Annotated in this window: 13 protein-coding genes, 1 tRNA gene and 1 pseudogene; 6 read left to right on the top strand and 9 right to left on the bottom strand. The window is 66.5% G+C overall.

Translation table 11 applies throughout. The features are described from left to right. Positions 1-474 precede the first annotated feature (474 nt). The 4 genes from ASG07_RS13945 to ASG07_RS13930 are packed head-to-tail and all read right to left on the bottom strand — an operon-like array spanning position 475 to position 6,166. Complete coding sequence (locus tag ASG07_RS13945; RefSeq protein WP_055847879.1) at positions 475-1,629, bottom strand: glycerophosphodiester phosphodiesterase family protein; 1,155 nt, start codon at positions 1,627-1,629, stop codon at positions 475-477. Between the two features lie 52 nt (positions 1,630-1,681). Further along, positions 1,682-2,236 carry a hypothetical protein gene (locus ASG07_RS13940; RefSeq protein ID WP_055847874.1) on the bottom strand — a complete coding sequence of 185 codons (555 nt, stop codon included), beginning with the start codon at positions 2,234-2,236 and terminating at the stop codon, positions 1,682-1,684. 31 nt (positions 2,237-2,267) lie between these two features. Continuing rightward, positions 2,268-3,395: a hypothetical protein gene (locus ASG07_RS13935; RefSeq protein ID WP_201781030.1), complete on the bottom strand. Its 1,128-nt coding sequence runs from the start codon at positions 3,393-3,395 to the stop codon at positions 2,268-2,270. Continuing rightward, a complete protein-coding gene (locus ASG07_RS13930) occupies positions 3,392-6,166 on the bottom strand; it encodes a TonB-dependent receptor (protein WP_082474819.1) in 2,775 nt (924 codons plus the stop codon). Before ASG07_RS13930 ends, ASG07_RS13935 begins: the two co-directional genes overlap by 4 nt. A gap of 126 nt (positions 6,167-6,292) precedes the next feature. On the opposite strand from ASG07_RS13930, the pseudogene ASG07_RS18090 reads away from it, so the two are divergent. Further along, positions 6,293-6,985: pseudogene (locus ASG07_RS18090) on the top strand (ROK family transcriptional regulator); the annotation flags it as partial. A 277-nt stretch (positions 6,986-7,262) separates the two neighbouring features. On the opposite strand, the gene ASG07_RS17920 reads toward ASG07_RS18090, so the two are convergent. Beyond that, on the bottom strand, positions 7,263-8,633 hold the full coding sequence (locus tag ASG07_RS17920) for an MFS transporter (RefSeq protein WP_330219023.1): 1,371 nt from the start codon (positions 8,631-8,633) through the stop codon (positions 7,263-7,265). A gap of 408 nt (positions 8,634-9,041) precedes the next feature. Between ASG07_RS17920 and mgrA the strand changes: the two genes are divergently transcribed. The 3 genes from mgrA to ASG07_RS13905 all read left to right on the top strand — a co-directional run bounded on the left by mgrA (position 9,042) and on the right by ASG07_RS13905 (position 11,890). Next, positions 9,042-10,124, top strand: coding sequence for an L-glyceraldehyde 3-phosphate reductase (gene mgrA / locus ASG07_RS13915; protein WP_055847860.1), 1,083 nt, complete (start codon positions 9,042-9,044; stop codon positions 10,122-10,124). An 89-nt stretch (positions 10,125-10,213) separates the two neighbouring features. Next, positions 10,214-11,350, top strand: a complete 1,137-nt coding sequence (locus ASG07_RS13910; RefSeq protein WP_236694689.1) for a glycoside hydrolase family 43 protein — start codon at positions 10,214-10,216, stop codon at positions 11,348-11,350. A gap of 60 nt (positions 11,351-11,410) precedes the next feature. After that, a complete protein-coding gene (locus tag ASG07_RS13905; RefSeq protein WP_055847857.1) occupies positions 11,411-11,890 on the top strand; it encodes a hypothetical protein in 480 nt (159 codons plus the stop codon). Positions 11,891-12,043: 153 nt separating this feature from the next. Here ASG07_RS13905 and ASG07_RS13900 read toward each other — a convergent pair. The 3 genes from ASG07_RS13900 to moaA form a co-directional block, all read right to left on the bottom strand. Then, positions 12,044-12,118 (bottom strand) — tRNA-Asn (locus tag ASG07_RS13900). A gap of 97 nt (positions 12,119-12,215) precedes the next feature. Beyond that, positions 12,216-12,995, bottom strand: coding sequence for an NAD kinase (locus ASG07_RS13895; RefSeq protein WP_055847853.1), 780 nt, complete (start codon positions 12,993-12,995; stop codon positions 12,216-12,218). Then, positions 12,992-13,972 carry a GTP 3',8-cyclase MoaA gene (gene moaA, locus ASG07_RS13890; RefSeq protein ID WP_201781029.1) on the bottom strand — a complete coding sequence of 327 codons (981 nt, stop codon included), beginning with the start codon at positions 13,970-13,972 and terminating at the stop codon, positions 12,992-12,994. Before moaA ends, ASG07_RS13895 begins: the two co-directional genes overlap by 4 nt. A 151-nt stretch (positions 13,973-14,123) precedes the next feature. Between moaA and ASG07_RS13885 the strand changes: the two genes are divergently transcribed. Next, positions 14,124-15,590 carry an EAL domain-containing protein gene (locus tag ASG07_RS13885; RefSeq protein ID WP_055847847.1) on the top strand — a complete coding sequence of 489 codons (1,467 nt, stop codon included), beginning with the start codon at positions 14,124-14,126 and terminating at the stop codon, positions 15,588-15,590. Further along, positions 15,587-16,006: a YybH family protein gene (locus tag ASG07_RS13880; RefSeq protein ID WP_055847844.1), complete on the top strand. Its 420-nt coding sequence runs from the start codon at positions 15,587-15,589 to the stop codon at positions 16,004-16,006. Before ASG07_RS13885 ends, ASG07_RS13880 begins: the two co-directional genes overlap by 4 nt. Positions 16,007-16,033: 27 nt before the next feature. On the opposite strand, the gene mfd is transcribed toward ASG07_RS13880, so the two are convergent. Further along, the gene (gene mfd / locus ASG07_RS13875; RefSeq protein ID WP_055847840.1) at positions 16,034-19,501 is read right to left on the bottom strand and encodes a transcription-repair coupling factor; all 3,468 of its coding nucleotides are present in this window, start codon (positions 19,499-19,501) and stop codon (positions 16,034-16,036) included. Between the last annotated feature and the right edge of the window lie 35 nt (positions 19,502-19,536).

Below are 19,536 nucleotides of genomic sequence, written 5' to 3'. Positions count from 1 at the left end.
TTACCTTCACAAGGCTGAGCACCCATGGCCATTGCGGCTATGCCCAGGCGGCGGAAGTCGAAAAGCCATGATTGCACGGGGCACTGCGGAACATGCGACGAGCCGTACATCCGCTGGAGGTGACCCGTCCCTGCGTCGGCCCCACCTCGATCCTGAGACATCCGCTCTCGTCCGGTGTGCGCCGAAGCAAAGTCACAGCGATGAGAGGCGTGACACGGAGCACACCATGTTAACGCCGCGCAGCGAGGCCGATCGGCTGCAGCAGGGAACCGGCGCGACGGGCGAGTGACGGGTTTCCACGGCCGTAATGGCACCAGTCGCCGCGCGCTGGTCGCTCGGGCCGGTTCAGCCGCCGCCACCCGCCTGCCGGTCGTGGGAGCCGGTGACGTGGCTCGATCCGCGGATGGTGGCGACAAGCCGGCGATTACCTCATGTTCCGCGTGTCGCCGACGACGGCGACACCCCGCCATCACGTCAATAGTACAGCTTGTACTGATCGGCCCGACCGCCCATCGCACGTGCGACGTTCAGGGCGGATGCGGCCTGGTCACTGATCGTGACCGCATTATAGCTTATCATATAGTGCAGGTTCTCGCGGTCGTCCCGCAGATCCGGGCCGAAGGCCCGGGACCGATCAAGGGTCCCCCCGAGCTGCTGGCAGCATTGGCCGTCAACGAAATAATAGCCGGTTCCGGGCTGGTCTGCCGTCGAGTAATGCTCGGTATGCGGAGCGTAGCCACCGATCGCAATCCTGGACAAGGCCATATAGAAATCGAGCTCGCTCAGCGGTCCCTCTACCTTGGCATCGAAGGTGTTGCCGCTGGACGGCCCGGAGAACATCTTGTTCCGGACCTCGAAATAGACGAACCCGCCGGTATGCGCCCAGTCGCTGACGTACGCGGCGATCCGCTCGGACGGCTGGCTTTTTTCGAGATGGTGGTGATCGGCGATCTGGTCCAGGCTTCCAGTCCCGAGGACGGGCACGAAATGCAGGCCCTGCGTTTCCGCCGAAACTTCGGATACCGACGTCAAGGTGCTGTTGAATTTGAGGACGGAGCGATCGTCCAGCCCGAGCCGCTTGATCATGGCGGCGACTTTTCCGATCGCCGCCTTCGTCTTGATGTCGAAAACATAGACCAGGTTGCGATTTCGCACGTCGACCTGGTGCATCATCGCCTCCAGCGGCTGGAACGGGCTGCTGGTCACGACACCTGAGGGATCGCGCAACTTGAGTGTCCGAAGGGTTGCATCCCGCATGGCCTCGATCGCCGGGTTGTTCACGTCGTTCTGCGCCGAATGGTAGAAGGGATTGAAGAGGTGTCCGTTGGCGCTGTAGTTCGTCAGGCGCCCGATTTTCGTGTCGTGGATCGGCCAGAGCGTGCCGTCTGCCGACTCGCGGATATCGATCTCGGCGGCTTCTATGCCACCATCGGCGGTGGCGGCCATCGCGCAGGCCGAATTCTCCGGACAGCCGCCCGAGAAGTGGCCGCGATGTTCCACGACGATGCGCAGGCGGGAATTATCCACCTTCATCGCCTGGATCACCTTGGCCGGTGAATAATTCTCCGCGACGGCCGGCGCCGCCAGCGTGACGATCGCAAATGCGATGCACAGATTACGCACGTTCATCGTGTCGGTTTCCTTTAGTAAACTGTTCCGGGGTAATCACCAGCAGTGCGGATCATTTTCGCTGCAGGTATTCGGTGAAGTGGAGGGTGCCGGCGTCGTCGGCGTCGATGCTGAGCGCCTGCATCGGCTGGAGGCCGGCACGATCGTAAGTGGCATGCAGGCGTCCCCGCACCAGTCCATCGACAATCCGCTGGCGGTCGGACGGTGACGAGGAAGCGATCGTTCCCTGCACGGAGCACAGGGTGTCGGTGCAGCGGATCGCGCCCGGCACGACATCGTTGCCGCGCAACTGCGCGCGCAGCGACGCCTCAGTCTGCGTTGCCCATATCGCGTCGCGCGGCCGGCGTTCGAGCGCCTCCGATCGTTCGTTGACCGTCAAGTCGGCCATGGGTGGAGCGGCGTTCCCGGTCGGGGCCGCGGCGGCGGTAGCCGGGGCTGCCGTGCTACGCAGACCGGTGGCCGGGCCGGCGACGACGCGGACCGACGCCGCGTTTGCGTCGCGGCCGGAGCCGTCCTGCCAGAAGATCATCGTGCCTGTCGCCGACAGGATCACAAGCGCGATGCCGGCGATGTAGAGGCGCCTCCTGCGGATCATGCCGACCGCCATTCGGGTCGGCTCCGTGGTGTAAAGGCGTCCTTCACCGGCCTGACCCGGCAGCGGTTCGGGATTGCGGTACGGACGGCGCACCGGGCGGTGGCGCCATGGGTGACAGCAGGAGTCCGGTCGCCGGTGCATAGCGGAAGGTCTCGACGATCGTGTCGGTCGTGACTTTCAGAACGCCGTCCTCGAGGTCGTCGCGCACGGTGATACGTTGCTGGCGACCGTCCGGGCACGTGACCGTGGCACCGTCCGCGAAACCGGTATCCGACAGGGGGCGGATTTGGCAGGTCCGCCCATCGCCGTCGGCGATGTCGAGCCAGCCGCGTTCGGTGATCCGATGGGTATAGGCGGTCGTTCCGTCCGGTGCGATCGTCGCGAACGTCTCGCCGCGCTCATATCGCCGGTCCGGCGTGCCGAGCCCCTTCACGCCGACCAGATTGTGCGACAGCGAGCCGGCCCGATCGATATAGTAATGCCCGATCTGCGTGCCGGTATCGCCGGGCCAGCGCAGGTGCATGTGAACGTGCGGCGGCGCATCGACGTGGCCGTGCGGCGCATTCATGTCGAACCCCATGATCTGGATGGCGCCCCATCCGCGCTGCGCCGCCCGCTCGCCGAGTCCCAGTGACCGGACGACCTGCCGCTGTGCGAATTCCAGCACGTCCGCCGCTCGCCGTTCGCGTTCGGGGAAGGCTCCGCTTGCATAGGCACCAGCGCGGCGGGCGGGATCGGCGTGCTCGAACCGCAGGACCATGCCCGGCTCGACGATGTGAGTCGCTACCTCCGCGGCGGTGATCGCGTCCTGCGCCAGCGGTGGCAAGTCGACGACGATCCGGCTGCCATCGTTGCGGAAGGCGAGGTCGCCGGCTTCCAGCAGCACCTGGCGAACCATGCCGGGCCGCCCGTCGAACGCCAGCTCGATCGTACGCCGGCGCGGCACGCTGAGCGCGATCACCGTCTCGCGCGGATTGTCGGCATTGAACAGCGGTTCGTCGATCAGGCGACAGGCGGGACAGGAGGCAGGATCGAACCGGATCGCCGAGCCACCGGCGCCATCGCGCTTCACGAACTTCAGGACGACGCGCACCGCGTCCTCCGCCGGCGCCGCGGTCGCGATGACGGGGAGGCACGTTAGCGCGATGGCAGCCGCGATGCCGCGGTTCACCAGTTCGGCTTCCACGACAGGCCCAGCCAGAACGTCCGCCCGACCGGGAAGAAATAGTTCAGATAGTCGCGACCGACCCCCTGCCGGACGACGAACGCCTCCTTCGTCAGGTTCTGCACCTGCCCGACCAGTTCCACCCCTTCGCGCACCGCGTACCGGGCCTGCACGTCGACCTGCTGGCGCGGTTCCTGGTACAGGTCGCGCGTCGGTGTATCGCCATCCGCCGATTGCAGCGCGCGACCGATGCGATTGTACGAGGCACGCAATTCGACCGGCCCCGTGGCGTAGAAAACCGTCAGATTGGCGATATAATCCGGCTGCTGGATCAGCCCGCTGGTCTTGCGCGCCGCCGGCAGCCCCGATGCGATGCCGGCCGTGCTGACCGGCTGGCGATACGATCCGTCGAGCAGGGTGAAATTGGCGTTGAAGCCCAGCCCCGGCAGCGTCGCGATCCGGTCCATGGTGTAACCGACCTCCAGCCCCTTCACCGTCGCGCCGGTGGCGTTGCGCGGTGTGCTGACGAATACGGTCTGGTAGGTAACGCCCTGGAAAATGGTCGCCGGGCCCTGCTGGCTGCTCGTGAAGATCTCGTTCCGGATGTCCTTCGCGAACGCCGCGACCGAGATCATGCCGGCGGGCATGTACCATTCGTAGGACAGGTCGTAGTTCCACGCCTCGCGCGGTTTCAGGTCCGGGTTGCCGGTGCTGACCGTCAATGTCCCGTCGGTGCCGATCCCGAACGACGTGCGCGCCGCATATTGGCTGTAGTCGGGCCGGCCGATCGTCTTCGACACGCCCGCCCGTATCCGCATGCCGTCTCCCAGCTGGTATGTCGCAAGCGCGGAGGGCAGCCAGAACGCATAGTCCGTGTTCCGCCGCACTGCTTCATACGCCGTCGCCCCGCGCGCGGTGGGCGCCTGATTGGTATCGATGACCAGCTTCGTCGCATCGTAGCGTATCCCCGCCTGCACATCGAAACGGTCGGCGCGGAACAGCGCCTGGGCATATCCGGCCTTCGTCGTTTCCAGATCGCGGAAGTCGTCGGCCGCATTGTTGGCGCGCTGGTCGGTGGTGGTGAACGCCCCGCGATTGGCTTCGAACCGCTGCCACGCCGCCGGCCGGTCGATCAGCAAATACGGCACCGCCGGCGTCAGATATGCGGTCGGCCGCTTGTCGTGGAGGATGCCGCGCATCGTCCCGATCGTCGCGAGGCCGGCGGCATTGGCGGAGACATATTCGGTGTAGCGCTGGTCATAGGACAGGTCGGTCCGGGTGACCGCGGCACCGACATTGCCGCCGAAGCCGCGATCGTCCGCCGTCGCGTTGAAGCCGAGATTGACCCTGCCGAAATCGACGGTGGAATCGAGATCGCGGTTGATGCTGCGATAATAGAGTGCGCGGTAGCTGTCGGGATTGTTGGCGGCCGCGGTGTCGTTGATCGTCAGCCGCGGGCGACCGTCGGCGATCGTATAGCCATAGCCGAACGCTGGCAGAAATCCGGCCGCCGACGTGCCCGCCCGCGGGTTGGTGTCGTATTTTATCATCTGGCGCAGTTCGCGATATTCCGCCTTCGAGCGCGCCAGCGTCGTGTCGAGCACCACGCCGCCACCGAAATCGTGGCGCCCCCTGGCGTCGATCAGCCACGTGTCGCGCGTCACCGGCTGATAGGTCAGCCCTTGTTGCAAATCGCCCTGCGCGAATGCGCCGCTCGTCGCGGTGACGGCGGTGGGCGCGCCGGTCGGCAGCGTCAGTATCTCGTACCGGGTCTCGGTATCCTTGTCGTGGTAGTACCCGCCGAACAACGACAGTTCGGTCGCATCGTCCGGCCGCCATTCCAGCTTCAGGTTGACGCTGAGCCGGGTACGCATGTTCTCGAAGAAATAATCCTGATTGCGAACCGGCACCAGCAGTCCGGTCGACCGGTTCGGGAATGGGCTCCGCGCGCCCGCTGCGGTGAAGTACGACCAGCCCGCGCCGTTGCTGTCACCGGGCAACTCGGCCCGTGCGGTGGAGGGCAGGCGCTGGTATTCTACCGACGCGACGATGCCGAAATCCCGGTTCGCGCCGAAGCGCGTCGCAGCCGTTGCGTCGGTCCGGACCGCCGGGCCGCCGCCGCGGATCAACTTGCCAGCGGTGTCGTTGTAGCCGCCATTGGCGTTGACGACGAAGAACCGGTCGCCGCGTCCGTCGAACGCGCTCTTCGACACGATGTTGATCTGGCCGCCCAATGCGTGCGGATCATATTGCGCGGCGACGCTCTTGATCGCCTCGATCCGCGACACCAGCGACGAGGGCAGCATATCAAGCCGCGCGCCGCGGAAAACCCAGTCGGGCGAGGCCAGCGGAATGCCGTCGATCGTCACCAGATTGTATTTCGGATCGAGGCCGCGGATCGTCGCGCGCTGGTAGATGTCGCGATTCTTGGTCGGATCGGCACCGCCCACTACCGACACGCCGGTGATCCGACGGCTCGCCTCCACGATGTTGAGGTCGGGCAGGCGGCCGACATCGTCCTGCGACACGGCGTCGAGGATAACCGCCGACTCCCGCTTCGCCTTGGTCGCCGAACGCTGTGACGACCGGAAGCCGGTAACGACGATGTCCTCACCCCCGTCCTCGTCCGGCACGGCCGGCCGATCGACGTTCGCCAGGTCGCGCGATGTCGGGGTGACAGGCGTCGTCACGGATTGGGCGGCGGCCGGCACGCCGCACGGCAGTGATGTTCCAATCAGCAGCCAGACGGTCGGGCGCATGCGGTACAAAGATGTCATCTACGATTTCCCCTTGGAGCCGCAATATATACGTTACAGTATGAAACTTATTTGACGGTCAATGGGATTTACGGCAATCATGAGCGTGAGCTGCTGCAAGTCGTTCTGGTGGAAGGGAGAAATAAAATGGGCTCGGACAGGATCTCGGCACGCAGCAGAGCGATGCTGGCGGCGATCCGGCGCCACGGCAGCGTGTCGCGATCCGAACTGATTCGCGAATCCGGCCTTTCGGGAACCGCGGTGTTCCGGGCGACCGAGGAACTGGAGGCGGCCGGGCTGGTCCGCAGCGGCGAGGCGGTGGCGGCCGGCCGGGGACAGCCCAGTGCGTTGATCCATATCCAGCCCGACGCGGCCTTCAGCCTCGGCGTGTCGGTGATGACGGATCGCGCCGACGTCGTGCTGATCGATCTGGCGGGGGCGGTACGGGCGCGGCAGGAGATCACCCAGCCGGGGATGCCGCGGGCGCAGATGCTCGATGCTGCGATGGCGTTCGGACTGGAGCGGATGGCCACTGCGGGGGTGGACCGGCGACGGTTGCGGGGATTGGGCGTGGCGGTCGCGGGCTATTTCGTCGCGTCTTCTGCGGTGAATCCGGGGCCCGAGCTCGACGATTGGGCGCTTGTCGACCTGCACGAGACGATCGGGCGACAATTGGCGATGCCGGTAGTGGTCGAGAATATCGCCAGCGCGGCTGCATTGGGCGAGCGGATTCTAGGTGTCGGTTCGCGCTACGACAGCTTTTGCTACATCAACGTCGCTGCGGGCTTCGGCGCAGGAATCGTTGCGGATGGCACGCTGATGCGCGGGCGGCACGGCAATGCCGGCGAGATCGCGGGCCTGTTTCCCGGCAGCGGGCGTGTGACGCCCAATCTGACGACGCTACGCGACCGTCTGGCCGAGTATGGCGTCGGCTGTTCGGGCATTTCCGACATGATCGCCCGCTTCGACCCCGAATGGCCGGGTGTGGAGGAATGGCTGGCGGAGCATCAGCCGTCCTTCTCCTGGCTGTTCGGTACGTTGCGCATGACGCTGGATTGCGAGGCGCTGATCCTCGGCGGGCGGCTGCCGCGCGCACTGGCGCAGCGGATCGTGGATGCTATCGAATGGCCGGAAAGTCGCTTGCCGATGCGCCGCGGACGCCGTGCGCCATCGACCGCGCTGGAGGTTGCAAGTCTGGAGCCCGACCTTTCCGGCCCGCTCGGTGCGGCCTCGCTGGTGTTCCATCGGACGGTATTCGACTGACGGTAATCGCCAGTGCCAGCGCAAGGCATACCCCGGCGATAGCGACGAGCGCGCCCACCATCGACAGCGACGGCCACGACAACGGGTCCCGCATCGCAAAGCGATAGGGCGTTGCCGCCAATACATGGCCGGTCAGCAGGATGGCGGCCGCCTGCGCCGCTTTCGAAACGCAGGTGAACGTGCCGACATAGCGGGTGGCGTTGCCCCGCGCCGCCCGGTCCATCATATCCGCCCACAACATCAGCCACAGTCCGCCCGAACCCACGCCGAATGCCGATCCGATGAGGACGATACCGATTGGCGAGCACCGCTGCGCGCTCGACAGCGTCGCAGCAGCCCCCAGCAGCAGGATCGCAGCGCCGATGAGCACGCCGCTTTCCGCCCACCGTCGGCGGCACCAGGCCCAGGCGGGCTGGCTCAGGGTTCCGCCGACAGACGCCCATAGCAGCAGGCCCGCCCCATCGGCGGCAAAGGCGGCGTAATAGGGCTCGATCACGCGAAACATGGCGCTGGCCGCGATCATTACCGCCAGTGCGCAAAGGATCGTTGAGAAGGGCAGACCGGGCGGGGTGGGCGCGTCCGCTTCGGGCCGGGGCATGTTTTCGATCGCTGGCATGCGTGCCAGCCACCACGCGGTGCCACAGACGAACGCCGAAAGGCCGCCCGCCCAGATCATCCAGCCGACGATGCCGGTGTGACCGATCAGCATCGGTGCCGCGACCAAGCTCACCGCGACGGCCGCGAGACCCGACGCGATGTTGCGCCCGGCCAGCAGCGTGCACCGCGCATGCCTGCCCAGCGGGAGCAGTGCCGCGAAGGCGTTTTGCGGCACGTCGAGCAGCGGATAGGTCGCGCGGAAGCCGAGCAGCGTGGCCAGTGCCCATGCCGACCGCGCATCCGTGGGTACGAGCGGTGTCGCACAAAACAGCAGGAAGAAGCCGCAAGTCAGCGCCGTCCCCCGTGCCTGCAGGCGACGGGCAATCATCTCCTGCGTCACGCTGTCACGCAGCCATCGCCCCACGCACCAGTCGATCACGCCGTTGAGCAGCAGCGACGCCGCCATGATCCAGCCCATCGACCGCGCATCGATGCCGCAAGCTTCCGTCAGGAAGAAACCGAACAGCAGGGTGCTCGCGTGCCAGAGCTGGCTCTTCGCATGATGCGCAACCAGATAGACAGGGATCGTGCCCGTCCGCCATGGCCGCGATCGTCGGGGCGGGTACAAATCATGTATCCTTGGAAAACGGCTTCACGGATCGCGGACGGCTAACACCCGTCTGTGTTGCTTTTATGTAACGAGCTGCATCTACTATGCCGACGGCATGGCACGAAGTTCCGTCGTTCATCAGACATCGTCCAGGTTCCGGGCGACGTCGAGGGTGAGAAAGCGGCGGGCGTGTGCCGTCGTCGGGGCAGACCGCATGAGCATGCGGTGGTGTCGGAATGTCATGCCATGCGGTCATCATCCGAGCTTTGCCGCGCCGGCCAGCACATCATCACGTTCAGGGTTCTGCCGCCGTCGCGGGGGCGACTGGCTGGCCTTCGTTGCCTGCCCGTTGCGTTCACCACGTATGACGGGATACCTGGCCCGGGATCGGCATCCTTTACAAGGCATTCCCGTTCAGGAGGTTGCATGCCCTATCCCGCTCCGTATACGCCCGCTCCCGCCCGCTACGACGGCAGCATGCCGTATCGCCGCACCGGCCGGAGCGGATTGAAGCTTTCCGCGATCAGTCTGGGCCTGTGGCAGAATTTCGGCGGCACCGATGTGTTCGATACCGGCCGCGCGGTGCTGCGGCGGGCGTTCGATCGCGGCGTCACGCATTTCGATCTCGCGAACAATTACGGGCCGCCCTACGGATCGGCGGAGGAGAATTTCGGGCGCGTGCTCGCCTCCGACTTTGCCGCGCACCGCGACGAACTCATCGTCTCGACGAAGGCGGGGTGGGACATGTGGCCCGGCCCCTACGGCGACATCGGCTCGTCCCGCAAATACCTGATCGCCAGTTGCGAGCAGAGCCTGAAGCGGATGGGCCTCGACTATGTCGACATCTTCTATTCTCACCGCGTCGATCCCGACACGCCGCTGGAGGAGACGATGGGCGCGCTCGTCCAGCTGCATCGGCAGGGGAAGGCGCTGTATGTCGGTATCTCGTCCTACGAACCCGGTCTGACCCGGCGGGCGGCGGCGATCCTTGCGGAGGAGAAGGTGCCGCTGTTCATCCACCAGCCCAGCTACTCCATCCTCAATCGCTGGATCGAAGCGGAACTGCTCGCGACGCTCGACGATCTGGGCACGGGCTGCATCGCGTTCTCGCCGCTGGCGCAGGGGATGCTGACGACCAAATATCTGGACGGCGTTCCCCAGGATGCGCGGGCCAGCCGGGGAGGATCGCTGTCGCAGGCGCTGCTGACCGACCGGAATCTGGCCGCGATCCGAGCGCTCGACGCGATCGCCGGCCGGCGCGGCCAGACGCTGGCGCAAATGGCGATCGCCTGGGTGCTCCGCGACCCTCGCGTGACGTCGGCGTTGATCGGCGCGCGATCGGTGAAGCAGCTCGACGACTCGCTCGATGCGGTGAAGGGGCTCGATTTTTCCGCCGACGAGCTGGAGGCGATCGACGCCGCCGCGCAGGATGGCGGGATCAACCTGTGGGCGGGATCCTCCGACATCGTCGATCTGCCCACTGCGCAGGGCGTGCCACGCAGCGGCTGATCCCGACGGGCATCTAGTAGGAGTAATTGACCTGCCGCTGCCCTCATGGTCTAAGTCGTCGATCGGCGGCTACAGCCATGAGGGACGGGATGAAGGCATTTTGGATTTCGGGTGCGGCGGCGCTGGCCTGCTGCGCAGGCGCGTGGGCGACCAGCCCCAAGGTCTCGGTCACCGCGGCCGCGACGGATCGCCAGTTGAAGGTCGTCAGGGACCTCGGTCGATATCCGGCGCCCCGCGCGGCCAGGTTGCCGCAAACGGCCTATCTGATGACCTATTTCAAGGACGAGACGCACTCGCTCTATTTCGCCGTCTCGCGCGACGGGTACAGCTTCACCGATGTCAATAATGGCCGCCCGGTGCTGTCCGGACGCGACATCGCCGACCAGAAGGGCGTGCGCGATCCGCACATCATGCGCGGGCCGGACGACTCCTTCTACATGTCGATGACCGATCTCCACATCTTCGCCCGGCGCGAGGGGCTGCGCACGACGGAATGGGAGCGGCCGGACAAGGATTTCGGCTGGGGCAACAACCGCAACCTGCTGTTCATGAAGAGCCGCGACCTGATCCACTGGACGCTGGCAAAGGTCGACGTGTCGCGCCTGTTTCCCGCCTTTGCGAATGCGGGCAATGCCTGGGCGCCGGAGACGATCTGGGATCCGGCGAAACGGCGGATGATGGTGTATTTCACGACGCGCTACGGCAACGGCCCGAACTTCATGGTCTATTCCTATGCCGATCCGGCGTTCACGACGTTGACGACGGTGCCGGAGAAGATCCTCGATTATCCCCGGCCCGACGTGAATGTGATCGACGCCGACATTACGAAGGTCGGCGACCGGTATCACATGTTCTACGTCGCGCATGAAAAGCCCGGCAACATCCGTCAGGCGGTGTCGGACAGGCTGACCGGCCCTTATGCCTACGACCCGCAAAAGGTCGATCCGGAGAAAGTCGCGGCGGAGGCCCCGACGCTGTGGCGTCGTCACGGTACCGATACCTATGTGCTGATGTACGACGTGTTCGGGGCCAAGCCCAACAATATGGGGTTCGCCGAGACGAAGGATTTCCGGACGTTCACCGATATCGGCCGCTTCAACGATCCCGGATCGCGGATGAGGGCGACCAACTTCGCGTCGCCCAAACATGGTGCGGTGATGCCGATCACCGTCGCGGAAGCCGCACGACTGGAGGCGTATTTCGCCGGAACGGGCAGCGCGCGGTAGGCCGTCGCAGGATCGCTTCCGACCGTCATCCGTTCGTCGGACGGATACGGAAGGAACATCATGCTACGCTCGATCCTGATGGGGCTGGTCGCCGGCCAGCGCGCGATGACGCCGCTGTCGGCGCTGGCCGGGGCCGCAAGGCTCGGTAATTTGCCGCACGACAATGCCCCGGCACGCCTCATGGCACGGGCCTTGCCGGCGACCGGTGGTGTCGTGATGGCCGCGGCAGAGATGGCGGGCGACAAGATGAAGAGCGCGCCCGACCGTACGGTGTTTCTCGGACTGCTCGCCCGGACGATCACGAGTGGTTTCGCAGGAGCGACGCTGGCCCCGCCAAGACGGCAATGGGCTGGGGCGGCACTGGGCGTCGCGGCTGCCGTTGCGTCGTCCTATGGCGGCCTCGCGCTGCGGAAGCGAGCGATGCGACGCTGGGGGCAGACCGCGACCGGCTTTGCGGAAGATGCCCTCGTCTTCGCGGCGGCCACGGTGATCGCCAACGCGAAGCCAGCTACGGCCAAGGCTGATATCGACCGCCCCTGATCGAACCAGACAGGGCCTGCCGCCGTGACACAGGCTGTGCGCCCATATTTACGAATATGATGATAAACCGGTTCGCGATCTGTCGACGGGAAGACCGTGACGATCGAGGCATTTCACGAGCCGAAATCCGAACGCGCGCGGCATCCGGAAAACTGGCTCCCTGAGTAGGATTCGAACCTACGGCCGCTCGATTAACAGTCGAGAGCTCTACCGCTGAGCTATCAGGGAATGCCGTGCCGCGGTCCTATAACCGGTCGAAACGGCGGCGCAACCCCTTGCGTGACCATATTGCGACAATCCGTCCGCGACCCGCAAACGGATGTCGTCAGGCGATGAACTGCTCCATCGTGATGCGGTCGTCCAACGCGTGTTCCGGATCGAACATCAGCGTCAGTTCGCGGGCACGGTCGACGCAGATCGTCACCTCCGCCACGTCGCGGACCTCGCGCTGGTCGGCCACGGCGGAGACGGGGCGTTTGCCGGCGTCCAGCACCCGGATCGCGATCCGCGCCTTGTCCGGCAGGATCGCACCGCGCCAGCGCCGGGGGCGGAACGGGCTGATCGGCGTCAACGCGAGCAGGTTGGAGCCCAGCGGCAGGATCGGGCCCTGCGCCGAGAAATTATAGGCTGTCGACCCCGCGGGCGTCGCGACGAGGATGCCGTCGCATGCCAGTTCGGGCAGGACGATGCGGTCGTTGACCATCACCTCCAGCTTCGCGGTCTGGCGCGTTTCACGCAGCAGCGACACTTCGTTGATCGCGGGCATCGTGTGGATGCGCCCGTCCGCGCCGGTGACGGTGCATTGCAGCGGCGTCACCTTGAACGGACGGGCCTGCTCCAGCCGTCCCTCGAGGCCATGCCGTCGCCACTCGTTCATCAGGAAGCCGACCGTGCCGAGATTCATGCCGAAGACAGGCACCGGCGCCTTGCGACGCTCCAGCATCCTGTGCAGCGTCTGGAGCATGAAGCCGTCGCCGCCCAGCGCGACGATCAGATCCGCCTCTTCGATATCGACCCAGTCCTGCGCATCGGCGAGTTCCGCCGCCGCGACCTGCGCCGGAGCGGTGGGGGAGGCGACCAGCGCCCGCCGCGGCGGCTGGCTCATCCGCCGGTGACGCTCATGTGCCGTGCTACGGCGGGCGCGGCTCCGGCCTCGATCCGGAAATCGTGCCGCGCCGGCTTCCGCCCGAGGCCGAGGTCGATCGCGTCGTCCAGTGCCGACAGCCCCCCATCGCGGAGCGCCGCCTTCAGATCGACCTGATCGTCATGGCCGAGACAGAGGTACAGCTTGCCCTCGGTCGTCAGACGAACGCGGTTGCAGCCATCGCAGAAGTTCGCGGTCAGCGGGGAGATCAATCCGAGGCGCGTGTCGGTGCCCTCGACCCGCCAATACCGCGCTGGCCCCCCCGTCCGGTGGGTGTCGCGCACCAGCGGGAAATCGACGGAGAGCGAGTCGAAGACCGCGGTCAGCGGCAGGAACCGGTCGGTCCTGTCCTCGTCGATCGCGCCGAGCGGCATCGTTTCGATCAGCGACAGGTCCAGCCCTTCGTCGATGCACCAGCGCAGCATCGGCGCAAGCTGATGCTCGTTCAGACCTTTGAGGGCCACCGCGTTGATCTTGATGCGTAATCCTGCATCTCGGGCGGCCCGGATGCCGGCGATCACCTGCGCCACGTCGCCGTGTCGCGTGATGTAGCGGAACGTGTCGGGGTCGATCGTGTCGAGGCTGACGTTGACGCGCCGGATGCCGGCATCGACCATCGCCGCCGCATGTTCGGCCAGCCGCGTGCCGTTGGTGGTCATCGTCAGTTCGTCCAGGCCGGAGCCGACCATCCGGCCGAGCCGACGCACCAGTTCGCCGACGTCGCGCCGCACCAGCGGCTCGCCGCCCGACAGCCGGATCTTGGTGACGCCGCGCGCGACGAACCGTTCGGCGATGATCGCGATCTCCTCCAAGCTCAGCAAGGCAGAGCGGGGCAGGAAAGTCATCTTTTCCGACATGCAATATCGGCAGCGCAGGTCGCAGCGATCGGTGACGGAAATGCGCAGATAGCGGATCGTTCGCCCGAAGGGGTCGATCATCGGGCTGTTCGTCGCGCAGGCCATCATGACGGGAGCTAGGATGCGCGAGGGGCGGCGGCAAGCCCGACTTTTTCAGGATTGGACGCAACCAATCGGCGATCGGCGAAACGCGCGCGTTTCACGGAACGCGGATTTGCCCTAGAGTCGAAGGATGAACGGGGGCGAAGAGGAGGGGCAACTGGCACCCCTGGTGGATGCGCGTGGCCGTAGCCCGGAGGCGCTGGCGGAGATCGCCGCCCGGACGGCGGACGGTGGACCGTTGCTCGTCCTGCTCGCGGGCGATGACGATCCGCAATGCTATGCCGCTGCCGGAGCGAGCCATTTTCTCGCTGACCCGGCGGGTGACGGTGCGATAGCGGACGCCCGTCGCTTCGCCGCCGCCGCGCGTCTCCACGACCGGCGCGCAGGCGCGGGAGAGGGAGGCGAATCGGTCGACCTGCTGCCGTCGATGCCCGATCCATCCGGCATGGCGGTGATCGCGGTGGCGTTGTCGCGGCTGGACCTGCTCAACGCCGCGCACGGTCGCGACGCCGGCGACGCCGCACTGGTCCAGGCGGCCGGGCGGATCGGCGCGGCGGCCGGATCGCCGGCCACGGCCTTGCCCGCCGCGCGCTTTCTGGTCGCGGTCGACGATGGCCGGGCGGCCCGGATCGCCGCGACGATCGCGCAGGATCTGGCGAAACCCTATGCGATCGGTGACGTGCCCGTGATGGCGGGCGCACGACTGGGACTGGCGCAGCCGCAGCCGGGGGACGATGCCGCCACCCTCGTCCGCCGCGCGCTCGACGCGCTCGACCGGGCGCAGGCCAGTGACGGCGCGACGATGCGGGTCGCGGCCCGCGAGGGCGCGGCACCGCCCGACGAACTGGCGATCGATCTGCATCATGCCGTGTCGGCGGGGGAGATCGCGGTCGTCTTCCAGCCGCAGGTCGAGATCGCGACGGGGCATATCGTCGGGGTCGAGGCGCTGGCGCGCTGGTCGCATCCGCGGCTCGGGTCGCTGGGTGCGGAGGAGTTGTTCGCCGCCGCCGATCGCGCCGATCTGGGGATCGCGCTGTCCGATCATATCCAGGAACTCGCGTTGCGTCGGGCGGCGGCATGGCCACGTTCGCTGGGTGCACTGCGGCTGTCGGTCAACCTGACGGCGGCGGATGTGACCCGGGCAGGGTTCGCGCGGCTGTTCCTCGACCGGGTCGACGCGAGCGGATTTCCGCGCGGGCGACTGACCGTCGAGGTGACGGAAACCGGGATGATCCGCGAACTCGATGCCGCCGCCGCGCTGCTTGCCGAACTGCGCGGCGCGGGATGCCGGGTGGCGATCGACGATTTCGGGACGGGCTATTCCAGTCTCGCCTATCTGAAGGCGCTGCCGCTCGATTACCTGAAGATCGACAAGGCGTTGGCGCGGGACATCACCGGCAATCCGCGCGACCGCGTGGTGGTGCGCGGGGTGATCGAGATCGCACGCGCGCTCGGCCTCGCGGTGATCGCCGAGGGCGTCGAGACGCCGCAGCAGCTCGCCTTGCTGGCGGCGGAGGGATGCGGCTGGTATCAGGGCTTCCTGCGGGCCGGTCCGCTAGACGAGGCCGCGCTGGTGCGGATGGTGGAGGGACAATGATCGCGTCGATTCTGATGACGGCGGCGGCTCCGGTCGCGATCGTGGCGGCGGCGCCGGCGGATACCGGCGTCGCCAAGGCGATGGCGGAGAGCGCGGCGGGCTGGAACGCCAACGATCTCGACCGTTTCCTCGCCGTTTACGCCGACGATGCGGTGTTCGTCACCGGGACCGGCGACGGACTGGCGCGCGGCCGGGCCGAGATCGCGGCGATGTACCGCAAGAATTACGGCGCGACCGGCACGCTGCGCGGCAAGCTCAGCTTCAAGCCGCTGGTGGAGCGTGCGCTCGACCCGACCCACCGCCTGTTCATCGCGCGCTGGACCCTGACGGGCGACAAGGTCGAGACCGGCATGACGACGCTGGTGTTCGAAAGGCGCGGCGGCAAGTGGCTGATCCTGAGCGATCATAGTAGCTGACCGCGCCGCTGCTTCTGACGCCGCGTATCACCCCGCGGCCTTTGCCAGTCCCTTCGACAATTGCAGTGCACCGTGCAGCCGCGCCTTGGCATCCGGCCAGGCGCGGTTGAGCACCAGCTTGCCGTCCGGTCGCAGCTTCGCGACATCCTTCAGTCGCTCGACATAGGCGAGCAGCCCGTCGACATTGCCCGGCCGGTTGTCATGGAAGCTGACGAGTACGCCCTTCGCGCCGACGTCCATCTTGGCGATGCACGCCTTGCGCGCGTTCAGCTTGATCTCGATGACGCGGATCAGATTGTCGGTCGCGTCCGGCAGCGGCCCGAAGCGGTCGATCATCTCCGCCGCGAACGCCTCGATCTCCCGCGCCGCCTCCAGTTCGTTCAGCCGACGGTACAGACCCATTCGCAGGTCGAGATCGGGCACGTAATCCTCCGGGATCAGGATCGGCGCGTCGACCGTGATCTGCGGACTGAAGTCGCGCGGCCGATCGCGCAGCCCACCGGCCTTCGCATCCATAATCGCTTCTTCTAGCATGGACTGGTAGAGTTCGTAGCCAACCTCCTTGATATGTCCGGATTGTTCGTCACCGAGCAGATTGCCGGCGCCGCGGATGTCGAGATCGTGACTGGCGAGCTGGAACCCTGCGCCGAGCGAGTCGAGATCGGACAGGACCTTCAGCCGCTTCTCCGCGGCGTCGGTCATCTGCCGCTCCGGCGGGGTGACCAGATAGGCATAAGCGCGCGTCTTGGCCCGGCCGACGCGCCCGCGAAGCTGATAGAGCTGGGCGAGGCCGAAGCGGTCGGCACGGTTGACGATCAGCGTGTTGGCGGAGGCGATGTCGATGCCGCTTTCGATGATCGTGGTCGACACAAGCACCTCGAACTTCTTGTCGTAGAAGGCGCTCATCCGCTCCTCGACCTCGGTCGCGCTCATCTGCCCGTGTGCCACGACATAGCGCACTTCGGGCACTTCCTTCCTCATGTAATCTTCGAGGTCGGGCAGGTCGGCAAGGCGCGGCGTCACGATAAATGTCTGGCCGCCGCGATAATGTTCGCGCAGCAACGCCTCTCGCAGGACGACCGGGTCCCACGGCATGACGTAGGTGCGAACGGCCAGACGATCGACCGGCGGCGTCTGGATCACCGACAATTCGCGCAGGCCGGACATCGCCATCTGCAACGTGCGCGGGATCGGCGTCGCGGTCAGCGTCAGCATGTGAACGTCCGCCCGCAGCGCCTTCAGCTTCTCCTTGTGCGTGACGCCGAACCTTTGTTCCTCGTCGACGATCACCAGCCCGAGCCGTTTGAAATCGATGTTCTTCGCCAGCAGCGCGTGCGTGCCGATCACGACGTCGATCGTACCGGCCTCCAGCCCCTCGCGCGTGGCCTTCGCCTCGCTTGCGGTCACGAGCCGCGACAGGCGCCCCATCTTCATCGGAAAGCCCTCGAACCGGGCGCTGAAGTTGTTGAAATGCTGGCGCGCGAGCAGCGTCGTCGGGCAGACGACCGCGACCTGCTTGCCCGCCATCGCCGCGACGAACGCCGCACGCAACGCGACCTCGGTCTTGCCGAAGCCGACGTCGCCGACGATCAGCCGGTCCATCGGCTTGCCCGCGGCCAGATCGTTCAGCACGTCGTCGATCGCGCGATCCTGGTCGTCGGTCTCGGAATAGGGGAAGCGGTCGACGAAGCTCGGATAGCCGGCGGCGTCGGGTTCCATGACGTCGCCGTGGTGCAGGGCGCGTTCCGCCGCAGTCCGGATCAGGTCGCCCGCGATCTCGCGGATGCGCTCCTTCATCTTCGACTTGCGCCGCTGCCACGCCTCGCCACCCAGCCGGTCGAGGCTCGCATTCTCCTCGCCCGATCCGTAGCGGGTCAGGACCTCGAGATTCTCGACGGGAACATACAGTTTGTCGCCGCCGGCATATTCCAGCGCGACGCAATCGTGCGGGCTTTTTCCGACCGGGACCGACGTCAGGCCGTTATACCGGCCGATGCCGTGATCGGCATGGACGACGAGATCGCCGGGCGACAGCGTCGCGAGTTCGGCGAGGAACGCGTCGGCGGACTTCTTGCGCTTGGTGCGTCGCACCAGCCGGTCGCCGAGCATGTCCTGCTCGGTCAGCACGGCGACGCCGGGCGCGGTGAAGCCATGGTCGAGGGGCAGCACGACCAGCGCGACGCCGAAGCTCTTGCCGGTGTCGGCAACGCCCAGCGCGTCCTGCCAGGTTTCGGCCGCCTTACCGCCCTTCAACCCATGATCTTTCAACAGGTTGCCGAGACGTTCTCGCGCACCGTTGGAATAGCTGGCGAGGATCGGCTTGCGGCCCTCCTTGCGCAGTTTCTCCAGATGCTCGACCACCGCCTCGTAGACGTTGGTCTGCGCGGCGCGCTCCGGCGCGAAGTCGCGCGGGCCGTCGACCTCGAAGTCGAGCACGATTTTCGATTCCGGCTCGTGATACTGCGTCGTGACGTGCGCCGTCGCTGCGTCGAGCGCACCGCGCCACTCGCCCGCGTCGAGATAGAGCGACTTGGCGGCGAGCGGGCGGTAGCTGCCGGGCTGGGCGGCCTCGGCGCGGCGGCGGTTCTCGAAGTAATCGGCGATCGCCTCGAACCGGCTCTCGCCCGCGGAGCCGGTAACGCCGTCGCGGACGACGACCGCGTCGCCGTCCAGATGCTCGAACATGGTCGCCAGCTTGTCTTCGAACAGGGGCAGCCAATGCTCCATGCCGGCCAGACGCCGCCCCTCCGACACCGCCTGATACAGCGGGTCGCCGGTCGCGGTCGCGCCGAACTTCTCGCGATACCGCGTGCGGAACCGCTTGATCGACTCCTCGTCGAGCAGCGTCTCCGATGCGGGCAGCAGCGTGAAGCCGTCGACACGGCCCGTCGTCCGCTGGTCGGCGGGGTCGAAGGTGCGGACGCTCTCGATCTCGTCGCCGAAAAAGTCGAGGCGTAGCGCCTGTTCCTCGCCACTCGGAAACAGGTCGACCAGCCCGCCACGGACGGCATAATCGCCTTGATCGTGAACGGTTTCTGTTCGGACATAGCCATTGGCTTGCAGGAGGGTGGCGAGGTCGTCGCGGCCGATCCGCTCACCCGGTGCGAGTGTCGCGACCAGTTGCCGGATGCGGAACGGCGTCAGCGCGCGTTGCGTGGCGGCGTTGACCGTCGTCAGGATCAGCTGCGGCGTCTTCGGCTTGACCTGCATCCGGTGCAGCGCGGCGATCCGTTCGGCCATGATGCGGAGCGTCGGCGACGCCCGGTCATAGGGCAGGCAGTCCCAGGCCGGGAATTGCACCACCTCCAGATCGGGCGCGAAATACGGCGCGGTGGCGGCGATCGCGCGCATCGCCTGATCGTCGGCGGCGATGAACACCACGCGCGACGTCGCGGCGCGGGCAAGATCGGCGAGCAGGAATGGGCGAAAGCCGTCCGGTACGCCGGACAGGGTCAGCGGCGTCTTCGCCGTCAGGATCGTCTTCAGGTCGGGCATGGTATCTCCCCCCTCCCGGTCAGGGGAGGGGCTAA

It is taken from the genome of Sphingomonas sp. Leaf343, from assembly GCF_001423765.1.
Taxonomy (GTDB): Bacteria; Pseudomonadota; Alphaproteobacteria; order Sphingomonadales; family Sphingomonadaceae; genus Sphingomonas.
The sequence above is the reverse complement of the archived record's forward strand: the minus strand, read 5'-3'. Positions and strand labels throughout refer to the sequence as shown.

Excerpts from the sequence above, each read along its gene's own strand:
- ASG07_RS13945 (WP_055847879.1), bottom strand. The coding sequence starts at position 1,629 with ATGAACGTGCGTAATCTGTGCATCGCATTTGCGATCGTCACGCTGGCG.
- ASG07_RS13940 (WP_055847874.1), bottom strand. The coding sequence starts at position 2,236 with ATGGCGGTCGGCATGATCCGCAGGAGGCGCCTCTACATCGCCGGCATC.
- ASG07_RS13930 (WP_082474819.1), bottom strand. The coding sequence starts at position 6,166 with ATGACATCTTTGTACCGCATGCGCCCGACCGTCTGGCTGCTGATTGGA.
- mgrA (WP_055847860.1), top strand. The coding sequence starts at position 9,042 with ATGCCCTATCCCGCTCCGTATACGCCCGCTCCCGCCCGCTACGACGGC.
- ASG07_RS13910 (WP_236694689.1), top strand. The coding sequence starts at position 10,214 with ATGAAGGCATTTTGGATTTCGGGTGCGGCGGCGCTGGCCTGCTGCGCA.
- ASG07_RS13905 (WP_055847857.1), top strand. The coding sequence starts at position 11,411 with ATGCTACGCTCGATCCTGATGGGGCTGGTCGCCGGCCAGCGCGCGATG.
- ASG07_RS13895 (WP_055847853.1), bottom strand. The coding sequence starts at position 12,995 with ATGAGCCAGCCGCCGCGGCGGGCGCTGGTCGCCTCCCCCACCGCTCCG.
- moaA (WP_201781029.1), bottom strand. The coding sequence starts at position 13,972 with ATGATCGACCCCTTCGGGCGAACGATCCGCTATCTGCGCATTTCCGTC.
- ASG07_RS13885 (WP_055847847.1), top strand. The coding sequence starts at position 14,124 with ATGAACGGGGGCGAAGAGGAGGGGCAACTGGCACCCCTGGTGGATGCG.
- ASG07_RS13880 (WP_055847844.1), top strand. The coding sequence starts at position 15,587 with ATGATCGCGTCGATTCTGATGACGGCGGCGGCTCCGGTCGCGATCGTG.
- mfd (WP_055847840.1), bottom strand. The coding sequence starts at position 19,501 with ATGCCCGACCTGAAGACGATCCTGACGGCGAAGACGCCGCTGACCCTG.